Origin of the sequence: Pedobacter sp. KBW06 (assembly GCF_003852525.1) — a bacterium.
Lineage (GTDB): Bacteria > Bacteroidota > Bacteroidia > Sphingobacteriales > Sphingobacteriaceae > Pedobacter.
Map to the genome: position 1 here is coordinate 186,633 of NZ_QAJL01000003.1, position 11,638 is coordinate 198,270.

13 protein-coding genes are annotated in these 11,638 nt (G+C 41.3%); 9 read left to right on the forward strand and 4 right to left on the reverse strand.

All coding sequences use genetic code 11. The features are described from left to right. Positions 1 to 361: 361 nt before the first annotated feature. From DBR43_RS15585 to DBR43_RS15610, 6 genes are all read left to right on the forward strand, one after another. Positions 362 to 700 carry a YciI family protein gene (locus DBR43_RS15585; protein ID WP_124582415.1) on the forward strand — a complete coding sequence of 113 codons (339 nt, stop codon included), beginning with the start codon at positions 362 to 364 and terminating at the stop codon, positions 698 to 700. Next, positions 663 to 1,988 carry an RNA polymerase sigma factor gene (locus DBR43_RS15590; RefSeq protein WP_255420970.1) on the forward strand — a complete coding sequence of 442 codons (1,326 nt, stop codon included), beginning with the start codon at positions 663 to 665 and terminating at the stop codon, positions 1,986 to 1,988. Before DBR43_RS15585 ends, DBR43_RS15590 begins: the two co-directional genes overlap by 38 nt. Before the next feature lie 51 nt (positions 1,989 to 2,039). Continuing rightward, positions 2,040 to 2,621 carry a PhnA domain-containing protein gene (locus tag DBR43_RS15595; protein WP_124582420.1) on the forward strand — a complete coding sequence of 194 codons (582 nt, stop codon included), beginning with the start codon at positions 2,040 to 2,042 and terminating at the stop codon, positions 2,619 to 2,621. 177 nt (positions 2,622 to 2,798) lie between these two features. After that, positions 2,799 to 3,536 (forward strand): CPBP family intramembrane glutamic endopeptidase, encoded by a 738-nt coding sequence (locus tag DBR43_RS15600; protein WP_124582422.1) that lies wholly within the window; start codon positions 2,799 to 2,801, stop codon positions 3,534 to 3,536. 55 nt (positions 3,537 to 3,591) lie between these two features. Continuing rightward, positions 3,592 to 4,761 (forward strand): sensor histidine kinase, encoded by a 1,170-nt coding sequence (locus tag DBR43_RS15605; protein ID WP_124582423.1) that lies wholly within the window; start codon positions 3,592 to 3,594, stop codon positions 4,759 to 4,761. Then, the gene (locus DBR43_RS15610; RefSeq protein WP_124582425.1) at positions 4,761 to 5,468 is read left to right on the forward strand and encodes a LytR/AlgR family response regulator transcription factor; all 708 of its coding nucleotides are present in this window, start codon (positions 4,761 to 4,763) and stop codon (positions 5,466 to 5,468) included. The genes DBR43_RS15605 and DBR43_RS15610 overlap by 1 nt, the downstream gene beginning before the upstream one ends. On the opposite strand, the gene DBR43_RS15615 is transcribed toward DBR43_RS15610, so the two are convergent. Beyond that, positions 5,454 to 5,891, reverse strand: coding sequence for a hypothetical protein (locus tag DBR43_RS15615; protein ID WP_124582427.1), 438 nt, complete (start codon positions 5,889 to 5,891; stop codon positions 5,454 to 5,456). The genes DBR43_RS15610 and DBR43_RS15615 overlap by 15 nt on opposite strands. Positions 5,892 to 5,894: 3 nt before the next feature. Next, a complete protein-coding gene (locus tag DBR43_RS15620; protein ID WP_124582429.1) occupies positions 5,895 to 6,920 on the reverse strand; it encodes a hypothetical protein in 1,026 nt (341 codons plus the stop codon). 212 nt (positions 6,921 to 7,132) lie between these two features. Between DBR43_RS15620 and DBR43_RS15625 the strand changes: the two genes are divergently transcribed. Further along, a complete protein-coding gene (locus tag DBR43_RS15625; protein WP_124582431.1) occupies positions 7,133 to 7,915 on the forward strand; it encodes a DUF695 domain-containing protein in 783 nt (260 codons plus the stop codon). On the opposite strand, the gene pncB is transcribed toward DBR43_RS15625, so the two are convergent. After that, positions 7,899 to 9,080, reverse strand: coding sequence for a nicotinate phosphoribosyltransferase (gene pncB, locus DBR43_RS15630; RefSeq protein ID WP_124582433.1), 1,182 nt, complete (start codon positions 9,078 to 9,080; stop codon positions 7,899 to 7,901). The genes DBR43_RS15625 and pncB overlap by 17 nt on opposite strands. 45 nt (positions 9,081 to 9,125) lie before the next feature. Next, positions 9,126 to 9,518: a DoxX family protein gene (locus DBR43_RS15635; protein ID WP_158622512.1), complete on the reverse strand. Its 393-nt coding sequence runs from the start codon at positions 9,516 to 9,518 to the stop codon at positions 9,126 to 9,128. Between the two features lie 339 nt (positions 9,519 to 9,857). On the opposite strand from DBR43_RS15635, the gene DBR43_RS15640 reads away from it, so the two are divergent. Both DBR43_RS15640 and DBR43_RS15645 read left to right on the forward strand, forming a co-directional pair. After that, positions 9,858 to 10,997: a sterol desaturase family protein gene (locus DBR43_RS15640; protein ID WP_124582436.1), complete on the forward strand. Its 1,140-nt coding sequence runs from the start codon at positions 9,858 to 9,860 to the stop codon at positions 10,995 to 10,997. A 93-nt stretch (positions 10,998 to 11,090) separates the two neighbouring features. Then, positions 11,091 to 11,630 (forward strand): SRPBCC family protein, encoded by a 540-nt coding sequence (locus tag DBR43_RS15645; RefSeq protein WP_124582438.1) that lies wholly within the window; start codon positions 11,091 to 11,093, stop codon positions 11,628 to 11,630. Positions 11,631 to 11,638: the final 8 nt, after the last annotated feature.

Below are 11,638 nucleotides of genomic sequence, written 5' to 3' on the forward strand. Positions count from 1 at the left end.
ATTGGTGATCAGCTTAGTAGCATCAAAGCCGAAACTTCGAACAGTTTTGCTGAAATTGGTGATCAGCTTAGTAGTATCAAAGCTGAAATAGTCAAAATAGATGCTGCTGCCCGGTATGAACAATTTCATGAAGACCAAAAGAAATTTGATATCCCGAAATAATTTTCGATAATTACATACCCCATAATAAAGCTCCTTATAGAGCTTTATTATTTTTTGCACTATCCATTGCCGGTAACTTTCATCGGTGTTATATTCAAATATCTGAGTGTAATCAAATAAATCAATTATTTTGTCCCTAAAAGCGCAGCCCGATTGTCAATGTTATCAATTAACCAGGTATTTATTAAACAGAAGATTTATGAAAGAGTTTCTAATGCTAATCAGAGAAAATGCGGACTACGGAGAAATGACCGCACAGCAGATGCAGGACGACATCGAAAAGCAAATCAAATGGGTAGAAGAACTGATGGCCAAAGGCAATTTTAAGGATGCAAATCCGCTTAGTCCTGAAGGAGCACATGCTAAAGGAAATGTCATTACCGATGGCCCTTATGTAGAAAGTAAGGAATGCATCAGTGGCTATTATTTTCTACTGGCCAATTCTTTGGAAGAAGCAACTGAACTGGCAAAAGGATGCCCGTCATTAGCGATTGGCGCCAGTGTGGAGGTCAGAGAAGTTATTCAGGTTGGACTATAACACACATATTCCTCAGCTAACAGCACATCTTTTCCGTGAAAATTCGGGAAAGATGACTGCTATTTTATCCAGGATCTTTGGTTTACAGCATCTTGACCTGATCCTGGATATCGTTCAGGATACCTTTGAAGCTGCATTGACGACCTGGCGGTTTAAAGGAATTCCGGACAATCCTTCCGGCTGGCTGATGAAAGTCGCCAAAAACAAAGCGCTTAATGCAGTGAAGAGGGCCCAAAAGAGCGAATCATTTTCCCCTGATCTGATTTTATCCGCATCAATTGATCTGGAGGATCATTTTGAGCTGATCTGTACAGATCATGAAATTAAAGACAGTCAGCTCAGGCTGCTGATCATTTGTGGTCAGCCTGTCTTTTCCAGCAGGAATCAAATCATCATCACCTTACACATCTTATCCGGCTTTGGTGTTCCTGAGCTAGCCAACGCCTTATTGATGAAGGAGGAAGCGGTCAAAAAAAGTTTGAGCAGGTGTAAATCATCTCTCAAAGCGATTCCTCAGCTCCTGAATGTTCCGGTTGTCCTTCCTTCAGATGAGCAAACGGAAACACTCCTTCACATTTTATATTTAATGTTCAATGAGGGCTACAAAACGACAAGAGCGAAGAAGGGCATCAATAACGACTTATGTTATGAGGCGATCAGGTTAACTAAACTACTTTTAACCCCTCAACAGACCTGTTACCATCAGGTGAATGCCCTTCTGGCTTTAATGTTTTTCAACCTGTCGAGGTTCCCTGCACGTCTGACTGAAAGTGCGGAATGGCTGAGCTTAGCGGAGCAGGACAGCGGACTTTGGGAGCAAAAATTTATTCAGGAAGGCTTTTATTACCTCCATATTTCCACCCAATCCACACAAATCCACCGCCTCCATCTGGAGGCCATCATCGCTTCCTTACATTGCACTGCCCCGGATTTTAAACAGACCAACTGGACAAAGATCGTCTACCTCTACCAGCAACTGGAACTGCTGGAGCCCGGTTCTCCCTATGTCAGGCTCAACAGGATCATCGCGCAAAGCTATCTGCTAAATGCAGCAGCCTGTATAAAGGAAATCAATGAATTGGAAATCAGCTCGGGACTCCGGCAAAGTTTTCTTTTTTCTGCAAGCAAGGCCGATATCTATCAAAGGATCGGAGAAAGAGAAAAAGCAATAACGGCTTATGAGGAAGCCTTTCGGCTGAGCAATGCTGTGCTTGACAGGAAATTTTTATTGCGAAAAATTGCGGAATGTAAATCAGGAAGCAATGATGCAGCAGGCAGGCAGCACTAAGGCTTAAGTTTAAAATAATTATCTTCGCGCTTTGATACATAATATTAGGATATGAAACTGGAAGAACTATTGCTGCAGAGAAGCGAAAACAAATGTGAATTATGCCAATCCGGAGATACGCTTAGCGTATACGAAGTACCTCCGCAATCAAAGAGCAATGAGGACAACTGCATCATGATTTGTGATAAGTGTTTAGCTCAGATTGACAATAAAGAAGAACTGGACAGCAAACATTGGGCTTGTTTAACAGGCAGCATGTGGAGCGAAGTTCCCGGAGTACAAGTAGTTTCCTGGCGTTTATTGAACCGCCTGAGCAATGAGAGCTGGGCAATGGATAACCTGGATATGATGTACCTGGACGAAGAAAGATTGGCATGGGCAAAGTCTGCCGGCCTTGAAAATGGTGCCGCCGCAGAATTCCACAAAGATTGTAACGGCAGTATTCTTCAGGCAGGAGATTCGATTGTTTTAATCAAATCTTTAGATGTAAAAGGTTCTACATTGAATGCAAAAATGGGAACAGTGGTGAAAAATATCCGCCTGGTGGAAAACAATACCGATCAGATTGAAGGTAAAATCGAAGGTCAGGTTATTGTGATCCTTACCAAATATACCAGAAAACAAGGCGCTTAATTGTTAATGTTTTTTTGAGAAAAGGCTGGTCATTTCTGTTAATGGCCGGCCTTTTTTTATGGATTAGTACATAAAATGCTTTCCTAATAATTTTTCACCGGCAAGAATGGGGTTTTCATCGGTAGAATTTTCAAGCTGGTTCATGGGTAGATAGTTTTGACAAAAATTAAAAAAGATATGTCACTATTTACACCACTTATCTGGATGCTCATCATCCTGCCAATTGTCATCATTGCATTGATCAAATCAGAAAAAGGCCCGCTAAAATACCTGGCTTTCTTTGTCCTGTATTTCTTATTCGATTGTTACCTCCAACAGCTGTCCATGAAATTTATAAACCTTGAATTTATGGGGCTCCGGTTTACCTGGGCTGGTAAACTATTGAGTCTGGCAACCTCTTTAGTCGTCATCTATACGGTATCAAAATCCGACAGACAAGAAATAGGGTTTACCACTAAAACGAACGCTAAAAAGTTAGTCAAATCCGGCCTTTTGTTTTTCTTTGGCTTTTTACTTTTTGATTTCATTTTCAAGATGATTTTGTTCCCAAAAGGAGGCAGTTTCAACCTGGAAACTTTTGCTTTTCAGGCAACAATGCCGGGATTAACCGAAGAAATCGCTTTTAGAGGAATCAGTTTATGGCTATTGGACAAGGTATTTATATCGGAATGGACATTTAAAGGCCTAAAGTTTGGCTGGGGATTCATCATCGTTACGCTTTTGTTCGGGGTTGTTCATGGCGCCGTTCTCACGGAGCAGCATGCATTTAAATTTGATGTCGTCACCATAGTCTACCTCGCCTTAATTTCCTCATTGAGTGTTGGACTGCTCAGAAAATTCTCCGGAAATCTCATCTATCCTATTCTGGGGCATAACACGATCAATCTCATGAATGCCATTATCAGAATTTTATAATATAGGACCAGAAAGGTCGAAAAAGTTATCTTTGGCCAGCTTTAAAAGAGACAAAATGCAGCATACACCCGTTTTTTCCGGCTATTTTACAGAGAAGATCGCAGAATTTGATTTTGAAAAATTCTATACCAAAAAGAAGCGCATTTTGCTTCATAGTTTGATGTGGTCTGGCTTTGCCTTACTGCTATTTTTGAGCTATAGAATTGCCTATCACCTCACTGACTTTAATAGTTTCATACTGACATTACGCATGACTGTGGTGAATATGATTGTTTTCTATTCATTTTTTTATATTGCGGTACCAGGAATTTTTAAGGCAAGTGTGGGTATGGCTGCCTTATTGATCGCCATTGCTTTTCCGGTATTCATCAGCATCTGGCTTTTGATCACTTATTTATTCTCAATAACCTATCATGCACTTGGTTTTGAAATCTTAAGCGGTGAATTGAAAGGGGCGATTAAAGGCAGTGCAAGTCAGACTTTTTTCCAGGCCATAGCGCTAAGCAGAATGATCTCACAGGCCATTATCATTATTTCCATCCTGGCCCCTTTCTTCTTTGTGAAAATCCTGTTTGAAATATCCAGGTTATACAGCAGGACACTCAATATCCAAAAACAAAAGGCAACATTGGAAATTCAAAACATCAATATTGAAAAAGACTTTCTCAAAGCCCAGCTTAACCCACATTTCCTTTTTAATACCTTGAACAATCTCTACAGCCTGACACTCAGGAAAGATAAACTCGCACCCGAAGTGATCCTGAATCTTTCAGATACCATGAGCTATACCCTGTATGAATCCAATACGGAAAAAGTTCCCCTGTTTAAAGAACTGGAATTTATCAAAAACTACGCAGAGCTTGAAAAAATGAGGTATTCCGGAGATAAAAACATTCAATTTGACTTTCCCTCTGAATCCGAATGTTCCGGGCTTTACATTGCACCGCTGTTAACCTTTACTTTTATTGAAAACGCGTTTAAATACGGTTTGAAATCCAGGAAAGATGCTTTCCTGAGTTTAAAGATAAAGATTAAAGAGGGCTGCTTTTATTTTGACATTGAAAACGACGTTGATCCAGCAGGAGAAAAAGCTGATTTTGGAGGAATAGGTTTAGAAAACTCAAAAAAACGATTACAGCTGTTGTATCCCGCTAAACATGAATTGCAAATTCAAAATCCGGAAAGCTGTTTTAAAGTATCATTAAAATTAGGTTTGGAAAACTAATGGAAAAACTAAAATGTGTCATTATAGACGACGAGCCTCTGGCCAGAGATGTCATTGAATCTTTTGCCAAGGAAGTTCCTTTTTTAAGTGTTGTAGCAACATTTGAAGATCCTGTTGAAGCCCTTTTATACCTAAAAGATCATCCCGCAGATATCATTTTCAGCGATATAGAAATGCCCAAGCTGAATGGTTTGGAGCTGGTCCGCTCTTTGGAAAATTCGCTGGTTATTATTTTTATCACTGCTTACCGGGATTTTGCATTGGAAGGCTTTGATACAGGGGCGACTGATTATCTGGTTAAACCGGTAAGATTTGACAGGTTTCTGAAAGCCATTCATAAAGCCAAAGACTACCTGGAGTTAAAACGATCTTCCTCCATACAACAAGTAAACAATGATCGCATATTCATAAAATCAGAGGGGAAACTCACTAAAATTCTGCTCGATGAAATTTTATATGTAGAAGCCCAGGGGGATTATTTAAACATCGTTATCCCATCAGCTGTTTACAGCACCCAGGCCACACTGAAATCTATGGAAGAAACCCTTTCTTTGCCAAAGTTTTTTAGGATTCAGCGTTCATTCATTTTAAATCTTGAGGCCGTAAGAAGTGTAAATGGCAATATGGTGGAGCTCGTTAACGGCAAGTCGATCTCTATTGCGGTCAATAAAAAAGAAGAATTCTTTAATGCCTTAGGAATCAGGTAAACCAGTTTCTTCTTTTCCCACAGGAGGCAGCATGATGCTGATCAATCCCATACAAAGCCCCATTGGAAGCAGGAAGTCAAAGGAGAAATCCATAAAAATATCCAGATACTCAGCCACTGAATACTGCTGAAAGTCGGACAGATACCCTGGATACAAAAACAACCAGCTCAGGAGCGTAAAGAAGAGAAAAGGGGTCATAAAGCGGAAAAAGACATTGGGATAAAGAATTCCGCGGGCCTCCAGGGCAAGAATGACATAGCAGTAAATGATGGTAAAAATAAATACTCCCGGGCTGCAGCTGGCAAAAAAGAACAAAGCATATAAGGAGTCAGAACTTGCCGTACAGACAATGACCGCAAGCAGAGACACCAACAAAGCAATCGTAAAAACCCTTGAGGTTGATAATCGTTGTGACTTTATCATTTTTTATAATTTCTTTACTGATCTGGACTTTAAGATGTAACATTGGTAATTCTCGTTGATGATGATCGGGAAGGACATGGTTTCATCTCTGAAATACTGGAGCTGATGGTGATAATTTAGGGGATGTTCTCCCTCAGACTCTTTAACCGTCATCTCTGTCTTCAACTTTAACGTATCTTTTCCCAACATCAGATTTAAATAGGCCATTCCGTTCCATTCCTGATATCCTTGGCTTTCTTTATGAAAATTCGCGACATACAGATAGGGATTAGGTACCCCCAACCGGTCCAGGTTGAGTGCTTTGATGGAATCCAGTGTCGCTTTTTTCTCTCCCCCAGGCATCCCCTCCAGGTCTTTCCCAAACAGCGCATGCCATTTGTTCTGAATTAAAAAGATGACCTTATCCGTCTTTGTATCGTAAAATCGCCTTCTATCCCCCTCAGTAACGCCATTCTTTCCCCAAAGCATCTGATAACCAAAAAACTGGACAAGTGTTGCTTTCTTATAAAGCGCTTCATATTCTTGTCGCAAAGCTTCAGTTCCGAGCTTTAAGTCTTTATTTACAGGCAAATATTCCTGTCGACCTGAACTGCCGTCCAGAAACCAGGAGTAATAATAATCAGGGTGAATGATATATTCCCTGTTTAAGCTGATATCATAGTCCTCAACACGCAGCGAATCCAGGAGTGTACCATTGGCGTCGATCCTGTAATATACATTTACATCCGTGGAATTCGTTTCTTCCTGTAGGGCATGCAACAGGATCATCCCGGTTTTCGGATCCCTCAGCGGAGGAAAAAGTTTTCTTCTCTCTCCTGGATCACCTACCAACAGTTTTAACTCAAGCGCATTGCTCTTCGCAGCAGCACCCAAAGGCAGATAACCAGCGTATTGACCTGGCAGAGGGGGCTGATCGATCGTATTTCTGAATGCGAAAAACAAAACATGGCTCAGCATAAACAAGCCACTGATCAGGATCAGCAGTATTATATTTGTTTTATAGGGATTCCTTTTTTTCGATCCTTCCATTTATCAGTCTTCTTACCAGACACTAAGTAAGCATAAATATTTTTCCTTCAGGGATAAAATTAACAAAAGCAGGTTTGAATTTATCAAATGACCATGATCAAGCCCTAAGCGTAAAGCAATCTGTATGCTCAAAAACTTTTCCTCCTGTATTTTTGTTACTCCTTTATTTCTCACAATAATACTACATTTACCTGAACTATAATTAAAAACAAATGAGCAACACTGCAACAGACTTAAAAGAAATTCCCATGGATTGGGATAGCTATTTCAGCCGTGTAAACGACCTTCCGGCTTCTATCCGTTTAAATCTGGCTTTAAACCAGATTGCTCCCATTCCAGGCTTGTCAAAACTGCTGTGGTGTGGCATAAAGTTCCAAAAGCCGGACGACAATGGTTTTACCACCAACGAGGAGTTCCAAACGATTTGCGACATTGAAGACGCGATAGATGCAGCCTTAACCGGAATAAATGCCTTGTTTACCGCAGCTTTGAAATCCGACGGAAAGCTGGAATTGTTCTTTTATGCCCCAACAAATGAAGGATATGAAAGTCTGGTTCAACAGGCAATGATGAATTTCCCCCAATACCAGTATGCAACTGATAGTTCTGAAGAGCAGGACTGGAAAACCTATTTTGAGTTCCTCTACCCTAACCACTACGAATACAAATGTATTCAGAATGGAAAGGTATTGAGACAATTGCAGCAGAGCGGTGATGTGTTTGAGCTGGAGCGCGAAGTAGACCATTGGATCTATTTCAATTCCGAAGCGGACCTGAATGCCTTTACCCAGGAGGTCAATACCTCCGGTTTCAGGGTCTTATCACAGGATAAACATGATCGTGAAGATTTTCCTTATGTGGTTAACATCTCCAGAAAAAACACAGTATTGCCCTATGAAGTAAACAATTATGTATGGGAACTGGTCGAAACCGCAGAAAAGCACAAAGGCTTTTATGATGGCTGGGGTTGTCCTATAGCTAAATCTGAAGGATAGTCTTTGCCAGATTGATCATTCCTTCCGTTCCGGTATATTTTCCATGTTCGTCGGAAAGCTTCACCACTTCTGTCCATTCCCCATCTTTAGGATGTGCTTCGGTCATCTTAATGACGATATTCATCGGATCGGGTCCGGCATCATTGGTGAGGTTCGTCCCTATTCCAAAAGACATTCCTATTTTATCCCGGCAGTAGTCCGCAATGCGGGCTACTTTTTCATAGTTCAGTCCATCAGAAAAAATAATCGTTTTAGATTTAGGGTCTATGCCCATATTTTGGTAATGAGAGATCACCTTATCTGCGAAAAGCAAGGGATCACCACTATCGTGTCTCACGCCATCGAAAAGTTTGGAGAACATTTTATCAAATTGCTTAAAGAAAACTTCGGTGGTATAAGTATCCGATAAAGCGATGCCCAGGTCTCCGCGGTAAACATTTACCCAATGCTCCAGCCCCATGGCATTGGCCATTTTAAAGCCATATCTCGCGGCATGAAACATGAACCATTCATGGGCGTGCGTTCCGATAGGTTTTGTTTGATGAAGCATGGCCATGTGGACATTGCTCGTCCCGATGAATGAGCCTGTACCATAGCGGCTCAGGGATTCCAGAACCAGGCGATGAACCTGGTAAGAATACCTCCTTCGGGTTCCAAACTCCGCTACGGTAACCCCTAAATCCCTTAAGCCTTCTATTTTTTTACGGGTAACTTCCACGACTTCTTCATTGCTGATCCTTTCTGAGCCCGTCAGTACATAAAACAATTCGCAGATCAGCGACATGAGGGGAACTTCCCATAAAATGGTACGGTACCAAAGGCCTTCTACCTGAACCTCAAGCTGGTCGCCATGCTGCTCAATGCGTACTTCTTCCGGGTTATAGCGGTATCCTTCTAAAAAATCCAGGTATACGGGATCCAGATATGGACAGTTGGCCTGCAGGAAATGCTTCTCTTCCCGACTCAGTTTCAACAAAGCCATCTGATCAACCGCTGCTCTCAGTGCGTCTGAAAATCCCGGAGGAAAGGAATGTTTACCCCGGTTGATGAACTTATAACGCGCACTTGCAGCGGGAAATAAGCGGACCACACCTTGTTGCATCGTGATCTTGTAGAAGTCGTTATCCAGAATGGAAGAAAGCGTTACCCTTGGGTTTAGTTGCATCGTTAGCTGTTGACAAAGTTTATTCCAAAACTACCGATTTTAGTTTTATTTCTTTTTATCCGCAGCAGCAATCACGATCAAAGCGATGATCAACAGAAAACTATATTCACAACCTCCGGTACCATGCTCCCCTACAAACCAGCCATTTTCAAGATGGATGATCACAATGCCAAGGGCAATGATCCCAATAAATCCTGCCGATAACCATTTGGTAAAAAATCCGAAAGCGAGCAGAAATCCCCCGACGACTTCATAAACGGTAAGGCCCCAAACCAATGGCGTTCCATAAACAAAACCTTTGTTATTTAGATAATCTCCAAAGCGGACTACCGTTCCTCCGGTTACACGGATGATGGCATGGGCCAGAAAGATGAAGGCCACGGAAAGCCGCAGCAACACGAGGGTGTTCGGCAGACTTATAAAAGGGAAATTTTTCATAAAAACGAGTGCGTATTTAGTTAAATTAATGTAGGTATCCTCAAATTTGCCGATTAACATTCACAATTGCAAGTCATTCTAAAATTACAGCATTTGATTTTCTGGTCTTTATCATTGCCAAAGGTAAAGGTCCGGTACGTTGTCGTTCTTCGTTGTCCTGTTGCTGCGTTATGCCATAGCAAAACCCTTTTTAATGCTCAGAGACTATTTATTGGCAATAAAAAAACCACAGGCGCTTGTTTTATAAGGGAATTTAGCCTTTATTCGTTATGGGAAAATATTTACACCTTAATCATTACCGGAATTTCGGTTATTAATTTTTTATAGAATAGCTATATTATGTCACCAAATAAACGCTTGAAAGTTGGCCAGGGCCAAATTAGTGGGTACCTCTCCATCTTTTTATCCATTCTTGCCCTCCTGGGGATTTTCTGTTTCCGATACCCTGAACAACTGACCACTCCTGAATTTCGCGAAATCTATACGGAAGAAGTGGTAGAGATGATGATGACCGTGGGAATTATTACTTCTTTCTTTTTTGCAGTACTCAGCCTCATTTTAAGTAAAAGAATCAAATGGGCATTAATCGGAACTTCCATCGCGGCGGTTGCCATTATCCTTGGCGCTTTTACCGTTGAGGGACGCAGTGTAGAAAAAACCAACTGGCATTTCGGACTGGACTGGATGATCCTGGACTTGTTACTGATGACCGCTATTTTCATTCCACTGGAGTTGTTTTTCCCAAAAAACAAATCGCAAACCAAGTTTCATGAGGAATGGAGAACCGACCTGATGTACTTCGTCATCAGCCATTTATTCATTCAGTTCTTCGGGATTGTGACGCAAAAACCTGCAGTCTTATTCTTTGGCTGGATCGGACTGGAACAGCTGCAATTATGGGTACAGGGGCTTCCTTTTATCCTGGCCTTGTTTCTGGCTTTCTTTACCACCGATCTTTTCCAATATTGGGCGCACCGCTTTTTCCATACCCGTGTCTATCTCTGGCGCTTTCATTCCATCCACCATTCGACAAAAAGCATGGACTGGCTGGCAGGAAGCAGGACTCATTTTATGGACATCTTTTTTACCAGGGCAATGACCTTTATCCCTTTATACGTTCTTGGATTTTCTACAACGGTTTTCAACGTATACATCATTTTTATCGCCATACATGCGGTATTGATCCATGCAAATACAAGGGTAAATTTCGGCCCGCTGAAATACATTTTCACCACTCCGCAATACCACCACTGGCACCATTGCGAAGATCCTAAGTACTATGGCCATAATTTCGCTTCCATCTTCCCTTTTATCGATTGGATGTTTGGCACTTACTATCTGCCCGGAAAGAAATGGCCGGCCGGTACCGGGGTGCATGAAGCACAATATCCAAAGGGATTTGTCAGACAATCTATTTATCCCTTTACCAAAAGTCCTTTTGATACCGACTTAAATATGGACGAGCGCAGCGACCGGTAAAAAACAGCGCTGATCTTATTGTTTTTCAAAAATAGGGATGTAATTTAGTAGTAACAAACAACTTAAATTAACCACCACTAAACCAGAAAAACAATGAAAATCTTAAAAGTAATCTTAGGCGGAATCGTACTGATTGTTGTACTCCTGCTGATTGTTGCCTTATTTATTAAAAAAGATTATGCTGTAGAACGGGAAATCACGATCAACAAACCTAAATCTCAGGTGTTTGACTATATTAAACTGCTAAAAAACCAGGACCTTTACAGCGTCTGGATCAAAAGAGACCCTGCGGCAAAAAAAGAATACAAAGGCACCGACGGAACCGTAGGTTTTATCGCTTCCTGGGACAGCAACAATAAAGACGTTGGAAAAGGAGAACAGGAAATCGCTAAAATTGCCGAAGGGGAAAGAATCGACATGAAGCTTCGTTTTAAAGAGCCTTTTGAAGCGAATGATGATGCTTATATGATCACTGAATCTGTTTCTGAAACCCAGACTAAGGTAAAGTGGGGCTTTAAAGGCTCGATGAAGTACCCTATGAACCTGATGCTACTCTGTGTAAATATGGAAGATATGCTGGGCAAAGACCTGCAAAAGGGATTGGATGATTTAAAAGTGATCCTCGAAAAATAGTATCTTAG